Source organism: Nocardia grenadensis NBRC 108939 (assembly GCF_001613445.1).
GTDB classification, from domain to species: Bacteria; Actinomycetota; Actinomycetes; order Mycobacteriales; family Mycobacteriaceae; genus Nocardia; species Nocardia grenadensis.
In genome coordinates, this window is the sequence record NZ_BDCJ01000013.1 from 132,172 (window position 1) to 151,631 (window position 19,460).

The following is a 19,460-nucleotide window of genomic DNA, read 5'->3' on the forward strand; positions in this document are numbered from 1 at the left end:
CAGACACCCACCGACGCTCTCGCTCTCCGCGATCCCGATCGCGGCAGAACTACCGACCGGGACTCCGCTTCTCGCTACCAGCACTCAATCGGGTACCGGTTCGGCGAGCGCGGTTTTGTCGCTGAGCCCGAAAGTGTCGGCCCCTGAGGTCGATATCGTCGAGCAGGAGTTGCCGGATCGGTGTCGCCCGCGCCGCGTAGCCGGCCACCAGGGCAACGGCACGCCGCCGGGACGCCGGCAGTCCTCCGTGGGTGGTCAGGAGTATTTGTAGAACCCCTCCCCGGTGGCCACACCGAGCTTGCCCTTGTCGATGTAGTTCTCCTTCAACCAGCGGGCGAGACCTTCGGTTTCGGGAGCGCTGCTCAGAATGTTGTAGGGCGTGGTGAGACCGATGACGTCGAGGATCTGGAACGGGCCCATGGGCGCCCCGGTGGCGATGCGCCAGGTCTTGTCCACCGCCTCGGGTTCGGCGTAGTCACCGGCGGCGAGTTCGACGGCGGAATTCAGGAACGGCACCAGCAGCGAGTTCAGGACGTAGCCGGATTTCTCCTTGTGCACCTCGATCGGCACCATGCCGATGGCCGCGGCGAACTCGACGACCGCGCGGAATACGGCGGGATCGGTCCGGTCGGTGCCCATGACTTCGGCGGTGTTGAACTTCCACACCTGGTTGGCGAAGTGCAGTGCCAGGAATTTATCCGGCCGCCCGGTGAAATCCGCCATATCGCTGGGTAGCAGGGTCGAGGAGTTGGTCGCGAATATCGCCCGCTCCGGTGCCAGCTCGCCGAGCCTCCGGTAGGTCTGCCGTTTGATGTCGAGCACCTCGGGGACCGCTTCGATCACCAGATCGGCCTCGGCGACCGCGGCGCCGAGATCGGTGGTCAGGCCGATACCCGCGCGGGTTTTCTCGGTGAGTTCGTCGGTCGCGCCCATCACTTCGTCGCGATAGGTGGCGGCGAGCCCGGTGAAGCGCTCCCGCGCCGCGGCGAGCGCCTTGTCGTCGATGTCGTAGGCCTGGACGCGGAATCCGTGGTAGGCGCTCTGGAAGGCGATCTGGGAACCGAGCACCCCGGTGCCCAGCACTGTCACCGCGCGGATCTCGAGGGCCATCGTCTTCTCCTTGTCGATCGATCGAGGGCGTATCGGGCAACCGGAGCTGACTACCGGGTCCAGTAGAACAGGACCGGCCCGCAGCGGTGGCTGCGTGCCCCCACACAGCCGTTTGCGATCGGATAACGACTGCCGCCCGACCCCTACACCAGCTTTTTCAAACAGTATTTCAATCAATGATTGAAAACCGTCCGGCGCAGTGGTTCACTGGCCGCATGCCCCAGCGAGTTTCGGCCGCGACCCGCGAACGCCTGCTGACGGCCGCCGAACGCCTGCTGCTCACCGAGCGCTACGACGATGTCTCGGTACGCCGCATCTGCACCGAGGCCGGCGCGAACCCCGCCGCCGTCCACTACCACTTCGGATCCAAGGAAGCCTTGGTGGCGACCCTGCTCGAAGAACGCCTCGGCGCGCTGTGGGCCGACCGTCTCAGCGAGGTCACCGCCGCGGCCGGGCCCGTGGCCGATCTCGTCGACGCGGTCCTCACCCCGTTCACCGATCTGGTCGCCGACCCGCTGGGTCGCTTGCACCTGCGACTGCTCGCGCAATGCGTGATCGACCGGCAGGTGGGCCCGTGGCAGCAGCAGTGGTTCCGGATCGACTCGTGGGCCGGACTGCTGCCCGAGGTGGGCGAACGGGAGAGCCGACGCCGCTGGATGCTCGCGTTCGACCTCATCATCATGCGATTCGGCCGCGCTGCCGCCGAGGACCGAGCACTGAGCCCGCAGGCCGTGGCCACCCTGCGCACTTTCGTCGTGGCCGGGCTGACCGCACCGACAGGAGATATATCGTGACCGACGTATTCGCCCCCGCCCCGCTCGGGCCACTCACCCTGCGCAACCGGGTGATCAAGGCCGCGACCTTCGAAGGACGCACGCCGGACGCGCTGGTCACCGACGATCTCGTCGAATTCCACCGGGAGGTCGCGGCGGGCGGGGTCGGGATGACCACCGTCGCCTACTGCGCGGTCGCGCCCGGCGGCCGCACCGACCGCCACCAGATCTATATGCGTCCCGAGGCGGTGCCGGGCCTGCGCCGGCTCACCGACGCCGTGCACGCCGAGGGCGCGGCGGCCGGCGCGCAGATCGGCCATGCGGGGCCGGTGGCCAATTCCGCGTCCAATCGCCTGCCCGCGCTGGCGCCGAGCCGGATGTTCAGCCCACTCGGGATGAGCCCGATGAAAGTGCCCGACGCGGCCGAGATCCACGACCTCATCACCGCCCACGCCGACGCGGCACTGCTGGCGATCGAATCCGGGTTCGATGCGGTGGAAATACATTTCGGGCACAACTACCTGGTGAGTTCGTTCCTGAGCCCGCTGCTGAACCGACGCAAGGACCGCTACGGCGGCCCGCTGGAGAACCGGGCCCGGTTGGCCCGCGATATCGCCCGCCGGGTGCGCGAGGCGGTCGGCGACCGGATCGCGGTCACCGCGAAACTCAATATGGAGGACGGGGTCCGCGGCGGTCTGACCCTGCCGGAATCGTTGCAGGTGGCCGCGTGGCTGGAGGCCGACGGCGCGCTCGACGCGCTGGAGCTGACGGCGGGCAGTTCCCTGCTGAACCCGATGCTGCTGTTCCACGGCGCGGCACCGCGCCGCGAGTTCGCGAAAACCCTGCCGGGTCCGGCCCGCTGGGGTTTCCGGCTGGTCGGTAAAGCGTTCCTGCGCGAATACCCATACGAGAAGGCGTATCTACTCGAACGTGCTCGGCAGTTCCGTAGGGAGCTGACCATGCCGCTGGTGCTGCTGGGCGGTATCACCGACCGGGAATCGATGGATCTGGCAATGGCGGAGGGGTTCGATTTCGTCGCCATGGGCCGGGCCCTGCTGCGCGAGCCGGATCTGTTGCGCCGCATCCGATCCGATGCGAACACCGAATCCGCCTGCGTGCACTGCAACGAATGTATGCCGACCATCTACAGTCGCACCCGGTGTGTGCTCCGGCTCGATCAACTCGAAGCCACGATCCCGATTCACTCGGTCACCGGCGAATAGGCGGCCTGCGGGTCGCGGAAGTCACTGTTCACAGCATTCGTCATCCCCAATTAACGAACACATGTTGAATGCGCCGTTATTTAACGGTACGGTCTAGGCATCAGAGCAAAGCCGCACTCCCCCAGTGCAACTGCTTCCGCCACCGCCCCCGGGCGGCGCTACGACCGAGGACGAATCATGCACCGAACCGCACGCACCCGCCGACTCGCCGTCCGGATCGCGGCCACCGCCGCGATCGCCCTGGCCCCACTGACCCTCACCGCCGCACCCGCGCTCGCCGACGACCACGTGAGCGTGGTCACCGATGACACGACCGAGGCCCAGGACGTGAGCCGCCCCGGCCGCCATGGTCACGGCTACGGCGATCGCGGACGGCACGGCCGCCATGACCACAGCTGGAACGGCCGGCACAACAACCCGGCGGACTGGAATCGCGGCCGCAACCGCCACGACCGCGGCTGGGACCGGGGCTGGGATCACGGCCGGCACAACAACTGGGACCGGGGCCACCACCGCCCCGGTTTCGGTCTGCCTTTCCCGCGGATCTTCCTGCCCGGCACCGGCAGCGCCTTCTGATACCTGAACAACGGCGCATCGGCCAAGTGTCGATAGACCTCGGGCAGGCCCGGCCCGAGACAGCGGAACCGGCCGGCCACGGCGACTGTGCCGGCCGGTTCCACTCGCTCACGACCCCGCCGGCCGCACTCCCGCGTGGTGCGGGCGGATATCGGCCCCGTGCGAGAACGACGCGAGCTCGGCGCCTCGCTGCGGCACCTGCTGGGCCCGCAACCGCGGCAGGGCCCGCTGCAACGCCTCGATCAGCAGGTCGGCGAGATCGTGGCTGAATCCGTTGCGAACCACCACCCGCAGCACCGCCAGATCCTCCCGATCGGCCGGGAAGGTGTAGGCGGGCACCAACCAGCCCTGTTCCCGCAGCGCCGCCGAGACATCGAAGACCGAATACCCGGTCTCGCCCTCGGCCAGCGTGAAGGCGAAGACGGGCAACTGCCTGCCGTCGGTGATCAGCCGGAACGGGCCCAGCTGCGCGATCCGGTCGGCCAGCGCGGACGCGACCTCCCGGCAGTAGCCCTGCACCCGCGCGTAGCCGCGGTACCCGAGCCGCAGGAAGGTGTAATACTGGGCTACCACCTGCGCACCGGGCCGGGAGAAGTTCAGCGCGAAGGTCGGCATCTCCCCGCCGAGGTAGTTCACCCGGAAGACCAGGGCGTCCGGTAGCGCGTCGGCGTCGCGCCACAGCACCCAGCCCACCCCCGGGTAGATCAGCCCGTACTTGTGGCCCGAGGTGTTGATCGAGGCGACCCGGGGTTGCCGGAAATCCCACTCCAGTTCGGGATCGCAGAACGGCGCGATCATGGCGCCGGACGCCCCGTCCACGTGCACCGGGATATCCCAGCCGTGCTCGGTCTGCACCCGATCCAGCGCCGCGCAGATCTCGGCGACCGGCTCGTAGCTACCGTCGAATGTGGACCCCAGGATCGCCACCACACCGATCGTGTTCTCGTCGCAGCGGGCCGCCGCCTCCTCGGCGGTGAGATGAAACCGCTCCCCCGACATCGGCACCACGCGCGGCTCGACGTCCCAGTACTCGGCGAACTTCTCCCAGCACACCTGGACATTGATCCCCATCACCAGGTTGGGCCGCTCGGTGGACTGTCCGGCGGCCCGGCGCCGCAGTTGCCACCGGCGCTTCATGGCCAGTCCGGCCAGCATGCACGCCTCACTCGAGCCGGTGGTCGAACACCCGACGGCATGGTCGGGGTCGGCGGCGTGCCACAGATCGGCCAATATCCGCACGCAGCGCTGCTCCAGTTCGGCGGTGCGCGGGTACTCGTCCTTGTCGATCATGTTCTTGTCGAAGCATTCGCTCATCAGCACCTGCGCCGCGGGTTCCATCCACGTGGTGACGAAGGTGGCGAGGTTGAGCCGGGCGTTGCCGTCGAGCAAGAGTTCGTCGTGCACGATCTGATAGGCGGTCTCGGCGTCCAGCTCGCGAGCGGGCAGCCGGTTGCGGGGCACCTCGAGTGGTTCCCGGGTGAACACCGGATTCACCGAGATATCGTCCCGGCCGGTGCCACCGGGATGAGACGGATGGGTCAATGCCATGGAGACCTCCACCAGCATTCGAACCGGACGTGGCACCGCCCGGACGGGCGGCGACCCCGAGTATCGCCCGGCGCGCGACTGTTCCGGCGCACGGCGGCCGCCCCGGCGGGTCGAATGCCCGTGCCTGCTCCCACCAGGTCGTGGGGAATCCGCCCGAGTCGTCGCGCGGCGCCGAACCACCCCGCATCTGGGCGGGATCTGCCCCGGCACCCGAGCACGCGGGATACGCTCGGCCCGATCGGTCCGCGCGCCGGCCGCCGCGCCCGGATCGTAATGCGTTCCCCCTGGTCACCCATCCGCACATCCTCATCACCAGAGGAGGAGACCCGTGAAATCCGTCAACGCGTATCTCATGTTCAACGGCAATGCCGAGGAGGCGTTCACCTTCTACCAGTCGGTGTTCGGTGGCGAACTCCAGCTGATCCGGTTCGGCGATATGGGCGAGGGCGCGAATCTGCCGGACGAGGCAAAAAGCCTGGTCGCGCATACGGCACTGCCACTGGCCGGGACCGGCCAGATACTGATGGGCTCGGACTGCCCGCCCGGGCAGACCGTTGAGGTTCCGCAGCGGCCGAACTTCACCGTATGCCTCGAGGTCGGCGACCGTGCCGAAGCGGAGCGGGTGTTCGGCGCGCTGAGCGAGGGCGGGTCGGTGGATATGCATCTCGCCGAGACGGAGTGGACGGAACTGTTCGGCATGCTCACCGACAAGTTCTCCATCCCCTGGATGATCGACTTCAACTCGTCGCAGTAGCGGCCGCCCCGGCATCCCGGTGAGCCCAGGCCAACCCGCGGTCCCGCCGCCACGGTCCGGATCCGGACTCGTGCTGGCCGTGTTGTGCGCGGGCCAGTTCCTCATGGCGCTCGACAGTTCGGTGATGAACGTATCCATGGCGACCGTGGCGCAGGACCTCGGGACGACCATCACCGGCATCCAGACCGCCATAACCCTGTACACGCTGGTGATGGCGTCGCTGATGATCACCGGCGGGAAGGTCGGCGCGATAGTCGGCCGCCGGCGTGTCTTCGGGATCGGTCTGGTCGCGTACGGCCTGGGGTCGTTCGTCACCGGTCTCGCACCGAATCTGACCATCCTACTGGTGGGCTGGTCGCTGCTCGAAGGGATCGGCGCGGCACTGATCATGCCCGCGATCGTGGCCCTGGTGGCCGCCAACATCCCCGCCGAACGCCGGACCGCGGCCTACGGCCTCGTGGCCGCCGCGGCCGCCGCGGCGATCGCAGTGGGCCCGTTGCTGGGCGGCGCGGTGACGACCTACACCTCCTGGCGCTACGTCTTCTTCGGCGAAGTGGTCGTGGTCGTTCTGATCCTGTTGCTTTTACGCAAGATGAACGACACCTCCGGGGAGCAGGCGCGCCTCGACTACCTCGGTTCGGCGCTGTCGGTGGTCGGCCTGGCCATGATCGTGTACGGCGTACTCCGTTCGAGCGAATGGGGCTGGGTACAGGAGCGGCCCGGCGCGCCGGCCGTGTTCGGCCTGTCTCCGGTGATCTGGCTGCTACTCGGTGGACTGCTCGTCCTGTACCTGCTCCGCGAACGCCTGGCGGTCTGTGTACGCACCGGACGCGAACCGCTCCTCGACCCGGAACTGCTGGGTAACCGACAGCTCACCGGCGGCCTGTGGATGTTCTTCGCCCAGTTCGCGGTGCAGGCCGGGGTGTTCTTCACCGTCCCGCTGTTCCTCTCGGTAGTACTCCAGCTCAGCGCGCTCGGGACCGGCGCCCGCTTACTGCCGCTGTCGGTCGCCTTGATCGCGACCGCCGTCGGCATCCCGAAATTCGCGCCCCGCGCGGGTGCGCGGCGCGTGGTCCGCCTGGGCGTGCTGTCCATGACCATCGGGATACTGCTGCTGGCGGGCGGTATGGACCCCGGGGCCGACGCGCGCGTGGTCGCGATCCCGATGCTGCTGATGGGCGCGGGTCTGGGCGCGCTGGCGTCGCAACTGGGCGCGGTGACCGTCTCCGCGATACCCGAATCGCGCAGTGCCGAGGTGGGCGGACTGCAGAACACCGCCACCTACCTCGGCGCGTCGCTGGGCACCGCGCTGATCGGTTCCATCCTGATCGCCACCCTGACCTCGTCGGTCACCGAGCAGATCGAGAACAATCCCACGGTGCCGGCCGCCGTCCGGCAGCAGGCCACCACCGAGCTGGCCGATGGCGTCCCGTTCCTGTCCGACACCCAACTGCGCGACGCACTGACCGACGCGGGTGTGGACGGACCCACCACCGATGCGGTCGTCTCGGTCAATACCGCGGCCCGCCTGGACGCGCTGCACACCGCGTTCGCGGCCACGGCGCTGCTGGCCGTCCTCGCGCTGTTCGGCACCCGGCGGCTGCCGGAACGACCCCTCGCACAGGCGGACGACGACGCCGGCACATCCGCTTCCGGATGACCTCGTACCGCGCGGCACTCACCCGAACGGATCGGGGACCCGGCTCGGGCAACCGCCGAATGCCGAGCGATACCAGTAGGCGCCCGAGATCGCGCGGTGCCGGACCGCTCAGCGGAAACGGAACACGTCGGGCAGCCACGGAGCCCGGCGATGATGCGGGCGACTGCGGTTGGCCCACAGCGGGTTCGATTCGTCGCGCCGGTACACCGTGAGCTGGCCCGCCACCGAGAAACGCAGATGGGTCGCAGTGCCGAACACCTCGCCGTCGGCCGCGAGCGATTCCGACCGGGGCAGGTACACGAACAGCTCCGATAATTGCCGTTCCCCGTAGACCCGGCTGTGCCCGATGGCGGCCAACAGCAGCGACACCACCGCGCGGGTGCGGGACCAGCGCACATCGGCGCGCAACCAGCGCACATCGAGCAGTCCGGAATCGAGCCGGTCCCGGAACGCCGGTACAGCGCCGTGCGGATGGTAGGGCCCGTTGCCGACGAAGAGGAACCACACCCGCTGCCAGTGGTCGTCGAGGTAGATCTCGATCGGTTCGGCCCGGCGCAGGGTGACCACGAGCGCTGCCGCGAACGCGGGCCACTTACCCCACCGCGGCTGCCATTTCTCGCGCAACCGGACCAGATCCGGGTAGGAGCCGAGGCTGAAGGTGTTGATCAGGTGCCGGGTTCCCATCTGGGTCGCGTCACCGTACTGGACACCGGCTATATCGACCGCGACGGCTTCCCCGACACCGGTCGCGTCCACGACTTCGAGCAGATCGTAGACGCCGAGGTCGCGGGCGAAGTGGTTGAGCGTACCGGTCGGGATCACCACCAGCGGCAGCTCGCGGCGCAGGGCGACCGCGGCCACCGCGGCGACGGTCCCGTCACCACCGGCCACCCCGAGGGCCGCGACCGGCTCCGACTGCTCGGCAATGGCTTGCTCGAGGAGTTCGGCACAGTCCACATCCGGCCGGGTGCGCAGCACGACCGCCGCGGGCAGCGCGGCGGCGATATCGTCGGTGGGGTCGTAGTTGGCGTCACCGGACACCGGGTTCACCATGACGACCAGCCCTTTGCCCTCGGCGAGTACCGGCGCCTCGCGAACCAGCCGGGCCCGTGCCTCGTCGGATTCGCGTACCGGCCACCAGCGCCGGGTGGCCAGCGCTAACCCGGACCCCACCGCGGCGCCGACCAGGACATCCGAACCCCAGTGCACTCCCGTGTGGACCCGGGAGTAGGCGACCGCCGCGGCCAGCGGAGCCACGGCCAGCGCGGTGCGCGGGCTCTCCATGGCGACCGCCGTCGCGAAGGCGGCGGCGCTGGCACTGTGCCCGGACGGGAACGACGACGAGGACGGGGCCGGGGCGAGCCGCCGGTACCGCGGCATCAGTTCCGCCGCCGGACGGCGGCGCGCGAACACCGGCTTGAGCACGACATTGGCCACGAAGCTGGCCCCGGCCACGGAGACCACCCCGCGCATCGCCGCCCGCCGGGTGGCCCCCGGGCGCACCGCGAGCAGCCCCGCGCAGACCATCCACAGGACACTGTGGTCGGCGCTGCCGGTCAAGCGCAGCAATCCCGCGTCCAGCCGGGAGGCGGGCAGTTCCGCCACCGCGCCGCCCACCGCGCGATCGAATCGTCCTATTCTCTGGAACCTACGGCGCGCCCAACCACTCACCCGCCCGACACTACTCATCACCGCGGTCGGGCGGCGAACCGAAGCGGCGCGGGGCACCGGCCCCGGCCGCTCCGGTATCGGCGCCTACCGGGCGGTGGTCTGCCGCCGCGGCAGCTTCCAACCGGGCCGCGGGAAGTGGCAGGTGTAGCCGTTCGGGAAGTGCTGCAGATAGTCCTGGTGTTCGGGTTCGGCCTCCCAGAACTCCGGGGCGGGCGACACCTCGGTGACGACTTTGCCCGGCCACAGTCCCGAATCCTCGACATCGACGATGGTGGCCAGCGCCTCCCGCTTCTGCTCCTCGTCGACGTAGAAGATCTCCGAGCGGTAGCTGCTGCCGATATCGTTGCCCTGGCGATCCCTGGTGGTCGGATCGTGGATCTGGAAGAAGAACTCCAGTAGCGCCCGGTAGTCGGTCTGCGCCGGGTCGTAGACGATCTCCACGGCCTCGGCATGACCAGGATGGTTGCGGTACGTGGGGTGATCGTTGCGCCCGCCGGTGTAGCCGACGCGCGTCGATACGACCCCCGGCTGCTTACGGATCAGCTCCTGCATACCCCAGAAGCACCCACCGGCCAGGATCGCCTTGCGCGTTTCGGTCACGCTTCCTCCTCAGTCCTGCGCTTTTCCTGCTCCGCGTACAACCCGCGACCGAGCCCGGAAAGTCCCGTTCCGGGGCCCGGCCGGCGCATGGTCAGTCGCGACGCGCGGTCACCAGCAGATACTCCCATTCCATCCGGCCGTTGCCCAGATCGTGCGCGGCGCCGAGCTCGGCCAGTTCCCGATCCAGGCGCGCGCCCCGGTCCGGCTCGTCGGCGAGGGCCCTGTACACGGTGACCAGGGGTCCGTAGTTGGCCTTGAAGAAGTCACGGAAGGCGGCGCCGTCGGCAAAGCAGTCGACCACCGCGTGCTCCCGGCGCAGCTCCAGATCGGTCACCCGGCCCCCGAGCAGTTCGGCGACATGTGCTTCGTCGCCCCATAGGGGCGGCGGCTGCGCACCAGGCGGCGGGGCGGGGGCGTACGGCTTCATGACGGCGAACAGCCGGCCGATGAACCCTTCCGGCGTCCAGTTGATCAGGCCGATCGTCCCGGCCGTCCGGGTCACCCGAACCAGCTCGTCGGCGGCGCTCCGATGGGACGGCGCGAACATCACCCCGACGCAGGAGAGCACGGCATCGAAGGCACCGGCGTCGTAGGGCAGGTCTTCGGCGTCGGCCTGTTCCCAAGTGAGCTCGACCCCCGCGGCGGCGGCCTTCTGGCGGCCGGCCTCGAAGAGTTCCGGGGTGAGGTCACTGGCGACGACCTCGGCACCCGCCTCGGCCGCCGGTATCGCCGCGTTCCCGGCACCGGCGGCGATATCCAGTACCCGCTGCCCGGGGCCGATACCACAGGCGGCGACCAGCCTGCGGCCGAGTCCGGGAATCACATCGGCGGCCACCCGGGGGTAGTCACCGGAGGCCCACATCGCTCTGTGCTTGCTCTTGAGGTCGGGCGCGAACTGCGTCATCGTCTGCTCCTCGGATCGATCGGAACCTGGAACCACTCACGGCGGGTCGCGCCCTCCGGATACTTCGCGGCCGCCCTCTGTCGTCGTTTCGCCAGCTCATTCGCGTACCGAGCCGGTCTCATTGTCTGCCCCGGTGGCCTCGCACCGCAATGGTTCCGACGGCCCTGCGGTGCGCACCGAAGGTTGTGATCCTGCGGAGCGCATACCGGCCACCCGGCGAGGAGATCGGCAGCAGCCGGCGCGGCAGTGCGCAGACCGGGTGCCCGGCGGACTCGCCTGGCAGATCACGCGCAACGACCGTAGAGTTCTCGGGGGCCTCCGACGGCCGTGCGTCCGGACCGCGGCACCGCGCGCCTGACTTCCGCACCGCACGTTACCCCTCGAGCACTGTTATCAAACACAATGTGCTGCAGAGTATTTCATGTTGACCTCCAGTAGGGTGCTACATCGTGCCGAGATGACGAGCCGACGGCTCGGAAGGTCCCGGCATATCGCGACCAGTCTGGAGTCACCCTTGAGCACGCCACCGCCCGACACCCACATCCCGCCCCGCGCCGCCCACGGTTCACCCTTCGCCGACGGCGGACCGCGCATCCCGCTCTACTCGGCCGAATTCGCCGAGGACCCGCACCGGGTGTTCGGGCAGATGCGCCGCGAACACCGTTCGATGGTGCCCGTGGACCTCGCACCCGATGTGCCGGCGACTCTGGTCATCGAACATCGGACCGCCGTCCGCATCCTCAACGATCACGAACACTTCCCCGCCGACCCCCGGACCTGGCAGCAGAGCATGCCCACCGACTGCCCTGTACTGCCGATCATGGAATGGCGGCCCGTCCCGGCCCGTAGCACCGGAATCGACCAGCAGCGTTACCGGTCGGCGAATCTGTCCGCGCTCGCCGAGGTGGATCTGCACGGACTCCGTGCGGCGGTGGACCAGATCGCGACCCCACTGATCAACTCCTTCTGCGAGACCGGCCGGGCAGATCTGCTGATGCAGTACACCTTCCCGCTGGCCTTCGGGGTCTGCAACACCCTGCTCGGTTGCCCCACCGAGATCGGGCAGCGGGTCGCCGCGGGTATGGCCGCCATGTTCGAGGGTATCGATGCCGGGGCCGGCAACCAGATGATCAATTCCGCACTGGCGGACCTGGTCGCGCTCAAACGCGCCGAGCCCGGGGACGATGTCACCTCGCGCCTGCTTCAGCACCCCGCCGAATTGGACGAGGACGAGATGGTCCATCAGCTGGCGGGTCTGTACGGCGCGGTAATCGAATTGCAGCAGAACCTCGTGGCGAATGCGCTGCTGCTCATCCTCACCGAGGAGCGTTTCGGCGGGAATGTGCTCGGCGGCAGCCTCTCCACCCGCGACGCCCTCGACGAAGCCCTGTTCGACAACCCGCCCATGGCAAACTTCCTCATCACCTACCCACGTCAGCCGATCCTGATCGACGACGTCTGGCTTCCGGCCCACCAACCCGTCGTCATCAGCATCGCCGCCTGCAACCACGACCCCTCCATCCGCGCCGACGACCACCGCGGCAACCGCTCCCATCTCTCCTGGGGCCTGGGCCAGCGGACCTGCCCCGCGCAGACCCCGGCCTATCTGGTCGCCCAGGACGCCATCGACCTGCTGCTCGACGCGCTTCCCGAGCTGGAGCTGGACGCACCGGAGGGACCCTCCTGGCGACCGGGTCCCTTCCACCGATCGCTCACCGCGCTGCCGGTGAAATTCCCACCGTCACCGCCGATTTTCCTCGGGTGACGCGGGCGCGTCCCCGCCCCGGCCGCCGCCATGCGGGCATCGAGGCGCACGGTCCTGGCGCCGCCGGCTCCCACGCAGCGCCGCCTCGTCGTCGACACGCTGCTCGCCTGTGAGGTCGCGGGCGCGGCGGCCACCGGTGAACCATCGAACGACGGGCCCGCCCGAGCCCCGCTTGACGAGCCCCGGGGCCCCGGGCCACACTCGGCCGTCGGAAGGATGACGCATGGGGTCAATGCTTTTCGCGCTCGCCCTGCCGCTGGCACTGGGTATCGTCATGTTCGGCCTGGGCCTGACCCTCACCGTAGACGACTTCGCCCGGGTGGCGCGTTTTCCCAAGGCGGCACTGATCGCATTGAGCTGTCAGCTGATCGTGCTGCCCGCCCTCTGCTTCGGCCTGGTGCGGCTGTTCGGCCTCGAGGGCGCGCTGGCGGTGGGGATGATGCTACTGGCCGCCTCACCCGGCGGGACGTCGGCGAATCTGTTCAGCCATATCGCGGGCGGCAATGTGGCGTTGAACATCACGCTGACGGCGGTGAACTCCGTACTCGCCGTTTTCACGCTGCCGATCGTGGTGGGGCTGTCCTACTCGGTGTTCCTGGACGACGGCACGGGTATCGGCCTGCAACCCGGCAAATTCCTCCAGGTCTTCGCCCTGGTCCTGGTCCCGGTGGTGCTCGGCATGACGGTGCGGCGCCTCTTCGCCGCCTGGGCCCTGCGGATGCACACCGCAGTCAAGGTCGCCGCCGCGGTGGTACTGGCACTGGTGGTCGTGGCGGCACTGGTCTCCGAGTTCGACGCCTTCACCGAGCATGTCGGGCAGCTGGGAGCCATCGTCCTGCTGCTGTGCGTGTGCAGCCTGATCGTCGGCTACGCGGTACCGCGCGCGTTCGGGGTGGAGCGGGCGGACGCGATCGCCGCGGGTATGGAGATCGGCGTGCACAACGCGGCCCTGGCCATCACCATCGCGGTGACCGTGCTGGGCAACGAAACCATGGCGGTTCCCGGCGCGGTGTACGGCTTCCTGATGAACATTCCCGCTGCCCTCGCCACCTTCCTCTTCGCCCGCTCCCGGCGTACCCATCCGGCCCCGGTATGACCGGCGCCCTCACTTCCGGCCGGGCGGGCCCGTTTCGTCCGGCCGGTCCGGAAACGACGCGACAGCCGAATCGAGCGCATCCAGCAGTTCGGCGAGCCGTGCCCGGCCGTCGACGCCGAGGGCCTCTAGAACGAGGCCGTTGAGGACCCCGTAGGTCTCCTGGGCCCGACCGATCGTCTCCCGCCCCTGAGCGGTGAGGAACAGGGCGACCGCCCGGGGATCCTGATCGCTCACCCGCCGCTCGACCAGGCCGGCCCCGCGCAGGCGACCCATCGCGGCGACCACGGCGGATTCGCCGAGACGCAGCCGCCGGGCGATATCACGCTGGGAGCAGCCCGGATCGTCGGCGATGACGGAAAGGATGCCGGCCTGGGCCGTGGTCACCCCGGCGCTGTCGATGAGCAGGTGATCGGACCTCTTGCGCAGGGAATGCGCAACCTGCTGGATCCGGCCGATCAATCGGTACGGGTCCCTTGCCATCCTGCCCACCTCTCAATACTTTGATAGTGAAGTATACGACCCCGGAAGGAGCCGCCCATGGGCGCGATCGACGTCTGGGCCCAGCAGGTGGGCCCGCGGATGGCCCGCGAGCCCTGGCTGGCCACCCTGCTGCGCTGGACCGGTAAGGACGCCGCGGATATGGTCCCCGGTATCGACCGGACCCTCGCGCGGATGGACGCCGCCGGAGTGGATCTCGCGCTGCTCTCGGCCTGGTACGGGCCCGGTGGCCCACTGATCACCAATGACGAGGTACGGGCCGCCGTCGAGCACGCACCCACCAGATTCCGCGGCCTGCTCGGCGTCGACCTCCGCGATCCCGTACGTGCCGCCCGGACCGTCCGCGAACTGGCCGGCGACGTCTTCGTGGGCGTCCGGGTCGTGCCCTGGCTGTGGGAGCTACCGCCGGACCATCGGCTCTACTACCCCGTCTACACCGCGTGCGTCGAGGCGGGCGTACCGCTGTGCACCCAGATCGGGCACACCGGACCGTTGAAGACCTCGGAAACCGGCCGGCCCATCCCGTACCTGGAACGGGTCCTGCTCGATTTCCCGGATCTGGTGGTGGTGGGTGGCCATGTGGGATTCCCGTGGCTGGACGAAGTCGTCACGCTCTCGGTCAAATTCCCGAACTTCTACGTCGACACCTCCGCGTACGCGCTCGACCGGCTACCCGCGGCGTTCCTCGACTACGCCCGGACACTGGGCCACCGCCGCGTCATGTTCGGTACGAACTGGCCGATGATCGACCCGGCCCGGGCACTACGCGACCTGGCTGCCCTGGGCTGGGACGAGGAACTACGCGCCGATTTCCTCGCGGGCACCGCCCGGCGGGTATTCCACCTCCCCGATCCGGCCACGGCGGCCCGGGCGTGACCACCCTCGATCCGCTCGGTCCGGGATCTCCATCGGCTCATTCCCGGGAGGTGAACGGCCCCGCGACGATCCGGCTCCCGGTGATGGAAAGGTCGGCATCGAAATCGCATTCGATCACCGCGCTGGTGAATCGGGCCGATCGCTCGTAGATCTCGGATACATGGCCGCTCAGCCAATGCGCGATGCCCAGGGATCCGACACCCGTCACACCGGCGATATGGACGATGACCCGGCCGTCGGCCACCTGCCGCGCGAGGTAGCCGATATCGATCCGGTTCGCGCTGTCGGCACGGAACGGAGAGCCGTACCGGCGTCCGGACGCTTTGTCGACGAGATACCAGGTGCCGTCGATGTTCTCGAAACCCAGGGCCTTGTCGGCGGTGAGCAGACGCCGTGCCACCGGAGCCGCTTCGGGTTCGCAGATCACCACGGCGTCACCGGCCGGAACGTCCTCGGTACCGGGCTCGATCTCGAAGTGCGTGGACGCCATCGACAGGCGGGCCAGGTCGACTTCCACCCGCTGTCGGGTCGCCTGGTAACTCACGTCGAAGTGCACATGGTCGCGCTCGGCCTCGTTGTCGGCCGGCCGGGGAATCCCGACCGCTACCGGGCCGACACCGAAGAACGCGCGTTCGGCCGGCGGAGCGCTGGTCCTGATCTGGCTGATCCGGCCTTTCGTCACCCCGAGCAGCTCAGCGATCTCGGTGAAACTGAGACCGGTCCGATGCGCTTCTTCGATCGCCTCTCTGCGAAGTCTCGCCAGCTCGGTGGCCCGCTGCCGGTAGCGCGTGATCAGTTCGGTGGCCCGCTGACCACGGCGCACCGGGTCCGGTTCGCCACGGACCTCGTCGAACTCGCCGGCTCCATCCACAGCGTGGAGTTTAGAGGCGCTTGACGGCAAACCCGTAGCAGCCGTATTGTTGCGTTTACACCCCCTTAACCCAGCAGGCTTCGCGCGCCGGTCGGGTTTACCACGGGTAAACAGTTCGTTCTGCCCATGCTCCGCTCTCCCGGCCCGAGATAGACGCCGCTGTCCATTCATCGAACCTGCGAGGTCAGACCATGCCCGAACAGCGCCCGCCGCTGCCCATCCGGACCACCAATCGAGCCATGTCCGCAACCCTGCGGCTGTGGCAGGTCACTCGGCGCACAGACCTCGAACTCTTGGAACGGGTCGCCGCCGGACTGCGTGAGCTACCCGACGAACGCCCGCCGATCCCTCTCGGATCCGACGATCTCACGGCCGGGCTATCCCCCGGCGCGACTACGCCGCCCCGGGTCCGGCAGTACCCGGACGCCACCGACTCCTGATAATCAGCACAGAAAGACCGATATGCCACAGCAGGACGAACCGGTGTGCGGATGCCGCATAGCGCCCTGGGTCCACACCGGAATGCTCGTACCGAAATCCTCCTCCGGGCTCTACTACTGCCCGGAGAAGTTGTACTGCCTCCACGGCACCCGGCTCGAGAACGGCCGGGTCGCGGACCACTGGCGCAATGTGCCGGGCGAATGCCCCTGGGTAGGAATCGAAGTCGTCGACAGGCCGATATGCGAATGTGGGCGCGGGCCCTGGATTAATCTTCGCTACCTGCGAATCTCCCTCCGCAAGAACCTCGTCGGGCCCGTCACCGCGATCGGCTGCCCGGGCCTGTGCCCGGGGACGCTGGTATCGGTCGACGAGGACCGGATAGCCGATCACCCACGCGACCACCGCACCCGGTGCCCCTGGTCCGGTACGCGGATCATCCCCATCGGCACTCCCCCGCCGTTGTTCCCGCCGACCCGCTGAACTTGTTACCGCGGTATCAACACACCGTCGGTCGGCCATCACAGCAGCGTTGGCAACCGTTTCGACCGATACGGCGTGCCCTCGGCTCCGCTGTGTACATCCGAGACGTACGGATCGTGCAGTTCGAGCTCGACTAGCATCGGCGAACAGTCGATCGAAGGAGAACGGGCTCGTGCGCCGACAGATCCTCAACCAGCCGGAGACCGCGCCCGAGGAGGCACTCGAGGGGCTGGCACTCACCAATCCGACACTCGTCGCCTACGACCGCACTCGCGGCATCGTCACCCGGGCCGCCCCGGCACGCGACAAGGTCGGTCTCGTCTCCGGCGGTGGATCCGGCCACGAACCCCTCCATGCCGGCTTCGTCGGATACGGCATGCTCGACGTGGCCGTACCCGGCGCGGTATTCGCCAGCCCCACGGCACTGCAGGTGCACGAGGGCACCGTGGCCGCCGATTCCGGACGGGGCGTCGTGCAGATCGTGAAGAACTACACCGGCGACGTCCTCAACTTCCGGATCGCCGGTGAACTCGCCGGTGACGACAACGCCGTCGCGGCCGAAACCGTGCTCGTCGACGACGACCTGGCCACCCAGAGCGCGGACGACGACGGCCCCGGCCGCCGCGGCACCGCGGCCGTGCTCGCGGTCGAGAAACTCTGCGGCGCGAGCGCGGAGGCCGGTGCCGACCTGCACACGGTCGCCGAGGTCGGCCGCCGCGTCGCCCGCAATGCCCGGACACTGAGCTTCGCGCTCGCCGCCGGTACACACCCCGGCGAAACGGCTCCGGCGTTCACCCTCGAACCCGGCGAGGTCGAACTGGGTGTCGGCATCCACGGTGAACGCGGCACCGGCCGGGTGCCGTTCGCCGACGCCGATTCGCTGGTATCGCTACTGGTCGACCCGCTGGTCGCCGAACTCGACCTGGCGCGCGGATCCGCGGTGATCGCCATCGTCAATGGTCTCGGCGGCACCTACCCCGTCGAGCTGTCCATCGCGGCGCGCGCGGTACACCGGCAACTCACCGGACGCGGTATCACCGTCGCCCGCTCGCTGGCCGGTAGCTATGTCACCTCGCTCGATATGGTCGGGGTCTCCCTCACCCTGCTGCCCGCCGACGCCGATCTGCTTCCGCTCTGGGACGCGCCCGTGCGCACCCCGGCCCTGACCTGGTGAAGGAGCTCTGCTCATGAACAACGAAGCACTACCCGCGGGATTCGGTCAGCGTTGGGTGCACACCATGTTCGACGCCTTCCTCGACCGCACCGAGGCGCTCGCCGATCTAGACCGCCGGGCCGGTGACGGCGATTTCGGCGCCAATATCGCCGCCGCCCTGCGCCGCGCCCGCGAGAACATCGACACCACCGCCCCCGACTCCTACGCGGACTGGCTGACCGCGGTATCCCGCGGCTTCCTGGGCACCGGCGGCACCAGCGGTCCACTGTTCGGCATGTTCTTCCGCGAACTCGCCCGCTGCGCAACCGGTTCCGAACCCACGCTGGCGGAGTTATCCCAGGGCCTGACCGCCGGGGTGGCCACCGTGCAGCGATACGGGAAAGCCGAAGTCGGGCACAAGACCATGGTGGACGCGCTCGCACCGGCCGCCGAAACCCTCGCCGCCCGCACCGCCGAGGGCGATCCGGCCGCGGCACTCACCGCCACCGCCGACGCCGCGGTGCGCGGCGCGTCCGGAACCGTATCGCTGGTGGCCAAACGCGGCCGGGCCAGCTACGTCGGCGAGGTGGCGCGCGGCGTGCTCGACCCGGGCGCGGCCGCCGCCGCCCTGATCCTGCAGGCCGCCGCCGCGGCCTGCGCGGAGCCGCCGGGCGATATCGATACCGGGTGGCTCGGCAGCGCGACCGCATGAACCGTCCGGACGATTGGACTCGGCGCCGGGCGAATGCCCACTCGAACAGGCACGCGGTGACGGTCACCGACACACGGTGACGCTCGCCCCAGAAATCGCTGCGGCCCTGTAGATCTCACCGGCCAGGCCGATCTCGCACAGTATCCACCTCGTGGTCCCCGAGCGCTGAGCGCTACGACGTCTACGACACCTGGGTGCGCGGCGATGTGGTCCCGCTCGAGGTGAATGCGGACACCGGCGGAGAATCTCTACGTATTCGCTTGGCGGAATCCCGCCCGCGACGGCGCGCTGCGCGCCTGCCACGGCCTCGACGTACCCTTCACCTTCGACACACCCCCCAGCCCTCTCGGCCGCGCCTCATCGGCTCCCAGGTCCCACCGGATTTCGCACCCCTGTCGGCCGCAATGCGCGGCGCTTTCACCGCATTCGCCGAGACCGGCGATCCCGGCCGGCCGAAGTTCGACACCGGCGACCGGATCCGGCGGATATGGAAGACTTCCCCCGCTCTGAGGCGCGACTCCCTGCACGCCTCACGCCGGATCTGGCACGACCGCCACCCGGCCGCGAAAACGGATACCGATCGCGTTCCGTGAGTGTCCGCCGGCGATCGGGTGGGGCCATGTGGTGGTCGTGGCCGCTGCCGATCCGGGTTCCCGCTCGGCGGCCCACGTGCGAATGCTTCGGCACTGCCGAACGGGCCGCAGCTCGCGAACCGTCCGCGCTCGACGGATGTTCACCCTCGAGGATGA

Annotated in this window: 17 protein-coding genes and 1 pseudogene; 11 read left to right on the forward strand and 7 right to left on the reverse strand. The window is 68.9% G+C overall.

Annotated elements, in window-relative coordinates:
* Positions 1 to 255: 255 nt before the first annotated feature.
* A complete protein-coding gene (locus NGR01S_RS16635; RefSeq protein ID WP_063037773.1) occupies positions 256 to 1,110 on the reverse strand; it encodes a 3-hydroxyacyl-CoA dehydrogenase in 855 nt (284 codons plus the stop codon).
* A 215-nt stretch (positions 1,111 to 1,325) separates the two neighbouring features.
* On the opposite strand from NGR01S_RS16635, the gene NGR01S_RS16640 reads away from it, so the two are divergent.
* The 3 genes from NGR01S_RS16640 (at position 1,326) to NGR01S_RS16650 (ending at position 3,682) form a co-directional block, all read left to right on the forward strand.
* Complete coding sequence (locus NGR01S_RS16640) at positions 1,326 to 1,904, forward strand: TetR/AcrR family transcriptional regulator (protein WP_063037775.1); 579 nt, start codon at positions 1,326 to 1,328, stop codon at positions 1,902 to 1,904.
* Positions 1,901 to 3,106, forward strand: a complete 1,206-nt coding sequence (locus tag NGR01S_RS16645) for an NADH:flavin oxidoreductase (protein ID WP_063037777.1) — start codon at positions 1,901 to 1,903, stop codon at positions 3,104 to 3,106. The genes NGR01S_RS16640 and NGR01S_RS16645 overlap by 4 nt, the downstream gene beginning before the upstream one ends.
* A gap of 177 nt (positions 3,107 to 3,283) precedes the next feature.
* Positions 3,284 to 3,682, forward strand: a complete 399-nt coding sequence (locus tag NGR01S_RS16650) for a hypothetical protein (protein ID WP_063037779.1) — start codon at positions 3,284 to 3,286, stop codon at positions 3,680 to 3,682.
* A gap of 108 nt (positions 3,683 to 3,790) precedes the next feature.
* Here the strand turns inward: NGR01S_RS16650 and gad are convergent, their stop codons facing one another.
* Positions 3,791 to 5,230 (reverse strand): glutamate decarboxylase, encoded by a 1,440-nt coding sequence (gene gad, locus NGR01S_RS16655; RefSeq protein WP_063037983.1) that lies wholly within the window; start codon positions 5,228 to 5,230, stop codon positions 3,791 to 3,793.
* A gap of 328 nt (positions 5,231 to 5,558) precedes the next feature.
* Here gad and NGR01S_RS16660 point away from each other — a divergent pair, with 328 nt between their 5' ends.
* Positions 5,559 to 5,984, forward strand: a complete 426-nt coding sequence (locus NGR01S_RS16660; RefSeq protein ID WP_063037781.1) for a VOC family protein — start codon at positions 5,559 to 5,561, stop codon at positions 5,982 to 5,984.
* A 19-nt stretch (positions 5,985 to 6,003) separates the two neighbouring features.
* Complete coding sequence (locus NGR01S_RS16665) at positions 6,004 to 7,644, forward strand: MFS transporter (RefSeq protein ID WP_157107292.1); 1,641 nt, start codon at positions 6,004 to 6,006, stop codon at positions 7,642 to 7,644.
* Positions 7,645 to 7,752: 108 nt separating this feature from the next.
* Here NGR01S_RS16665 and NGR01S_RS16670 read toward each other — a convergent pair whose 3' ends face one another.
* The 3 genes from NGR01S_RS16670 to NGR01S_RS16680 form a co-directional block, all read right to left on the reverse strand.
* Positions 7,753 to 9,315: a bifunctional phosphatase PAP2/diacylglycerol kinase family protein gene (locus NGR01S_RS16670; RefSeq protein ID WP_245664634.1), complete on the reverse strand. Its 1,563-nt coding sequence runs from the start codon at positions 9,313 to 9,315 to the stop codon at positions 7,753 to 7,755.
* An 84-nt stretch (positions 9,316 to 9,399) separates the two neighbouring features.
* Positions 9,400 to 9,867 (reverse strand): peptide-methionine (S)-S-oxide reductase MsrA, encoded by a 468-nt coding sequence (gene msrA, locus NGR01S_RS16675; protein ID WP_373861431.1) that lies wholly within the window; start codon positions 9,865 to 9,867, stop codon positions 9,400 to 9,402.
* Between the two features lie 139 nt (positions 9,868 to 10,006).
* Entirely contained in the window at positions 10,007 to 10,819 is an 813-nt protein-coding gene (locus NGR01S_RS16680; RefSeq protein ID WP_063037789.1) for a class I SAM-dependent methyltransferase, read from the reverse strand.
* Positions 10,820 to 11,333: 514 nt separating this feature from the next.
* Here NGR01S_RS16680 and NGR01S_RS16685 point away from each other — a divergent pair.
* On the forward strand, positions 11,334 to 12,584 hold the full coding sequence (locus NGR01S_RS16685; RefSeq protein WP_063037791.1) for a cytochrome P450 family protein: 1,251 nt from the start codon (positions 11,334 to 11,336) through the stop codon (positions 12,582 to 12,584).
* 223 nt (positions 12,585 to 12,807) lie between these two features.
* Positions 12,808 to 13,680, forward strand: a complete 873-nt coding sequence (locus NGR01S_RS16690; protein WP_063037793.1) for a bile acid:sodium symporter family protein — start codon at positions 12,808 to 12,810, stop codon at positions 13,678 to 13,680.
* 9 nt (positions 13,681 to 13,689) lie between these two features.
* Here the strand turns inward: NGR01S_RS16690 and NGR01S_RS16695 are convergent, their stop codons facing one another.
* Positions 13,690 to 14,160: a MarR family winged helix-turn-helix transcriptional regulator gene (locus NGR01S_RS16695; RefSeq protein WP_084481195.1), complete on the reverse strand. Its 471-nt coding sequence runs from the start codon at positions 14,158 to 14,160 to the stop codon at positions 13,690 to 13,692.
* 57 nt (positions 14,161 to 14,217) lie between these two features.
* Between NGR01S_RS16695 and NGR01S_RS16700 the strand changes: the two genes are divergently transcribed.
* Entirely contained in the window at positions 14,218 to 15,054 is an 837-nt protein-coding gene (locus tag NGR01S_RS16700; RefSeq protein WP_063037797.1) for an amidohydrolase family protein, read from the forward strand.
* A 37-nt stretch (positions 15,055 to 15,091) separates the two neighbouring features.
* Here NGR01S_RS16700 and NGR01S_RS16705 read toward each other — a convergent pair whose 3' ends face one another.
* The gene (locus NGR01S_RS16705) at positions 15,092 to 15,925 is read right to left on the reverse strand and encodes a sigma-70 RNA polymerase sigma factor region 4 domain-containing protein (RefSeq protein WP_063037799.1); all 834 of its coding nucleotides are present in this window, start codon (positions 15,923 to 15,925) and stop codon (positions 15,092 to 15,094) included.
* 191 nt (positions 15,926 to 16,116) lie between these two features.
* Between NGR01S_RS16705 and NGR01S_RS16710 the strand changes: the two genes are divergently transcribed.
* The 3 genes and pseudogenes from NGR01S_RS16710 (at position 16,117) to dhaL (ending at position 18,711) form a co-directional block, all read left to right on the forward strand.
* Positions 16,117 to 16,365, forward strand: a complete 249-nt coding sequence (locus tag NGR01S_RS16710; RefSeq protein WP_063037801.1) for a hypothetical protein — start codon at positions 16,117 to 16,119, stop codon at positions 16,363 to 16,365.
* A 22-nt stretch (positions 16,366 to 16,387) separates the two neighbouring features.
* On the forward strand, positions 16,388 to 16,846 hold the full coding sequence (locus NGR01S_RS16715) for a hypothetical protein (protein WP_063037803.1): 459 nt from the start codon (positions 16,388 to 16,390) through the stop codon (positions 16,844 to 16,846).
* 172 nt (positions 16,847 to 17,018) lie between these two features.
* Positions 17,019 to 18,711, forward strand: a pseudogene (gene dhaL, locus NGR01S_RS33205) (dihydroxyacetone kinase subunit DhaL).
* Positions 18,712 to 19,460 lie beyond the last annotated feature (749 nt).

Excerpts from the sequence above, each read along its gene's own strand:
- NGR01S_RS16635 (WP_063037773.1), bottom strand. The coding sequence starts at position 1,110 with ATGGCCCTCGAGATCCGCGCGGTGACAGTGCTGGGCACCGGGGTGCTC.
- gad (WP_063037983.1), bottom strand. The coding sequence starts at position 5,230 with ATGGCATTGACCCATCCGTCTCATCCCGGTGGCACCGGCCGGGACGAT.
- NGR01S_RS16680 (WP_063037789.1), bottom strand. The coding sequence starts at position 10,819 with ATGACGCAGTTCGCGCCCGACCTCAAGAGCAAGCACAGAGCGATGTGG.
- NGR01S_RS16710 (WP_063037801.1), top strand. The coding sequence starts at position 16,117 with ATGCCCGAACAGCGCCCGCCGCTGCCCATCCGGACCACCAATCGAGCC.
- NGR01S_RS16690 (WP_063037793.1), top strand. The coding sequence starts at position 12,808 with ATGGGGTCAATGCTTTTCGCGCTCGCCCTGCCGCTGGCACTGGGTATC.
- NGR01S_RS16695 (WP_084481195.1), bottom strand. The coding sequence starts at position 14,160 with ATGGCAAGGGACCCGTACCGATTGATCGGCCGGATCCAGCAGGTTGCG.
- NGR01S_RS16640 (WP_063037775.1), top strand. The coding sequence starts at position 1,326 with ATGCCCCAGCGAGTTTCGGCCGCGACCCGCGAACGCCTGCTGACGGCC.
- NGR01S_RS16650 (WP_063037779.1), top strand. The coding sequence starts at position 3,284 with ATGCACCGAACCGCACGCACCCGCCGACTCGCCGTCCGGATCGCGGCC.
- msrA (WP_373861431.1), bottom strand. The coding sequence starts at position 9,867 with ATGCAGGAGCTGATCCGTAAGCAGCCGGGGGTCGTATCGACGCGCGTC.
- NGR01S_RS16715 (WP_063037803.1), top strand. The coding sequence starts at position 16,388 with ATGCCACAGCAGGACGAACCGGTGTGCGGATGCCGCATAGCGCCCTGG.
- NGR01S_RS16700 (WP_063037797.1), top strand. The coding sequence starts at position 14,218 with ATGGGCGCGATCGACGTCTGGGCCCAGCAGGTGGGCCCGCGGATGGCC.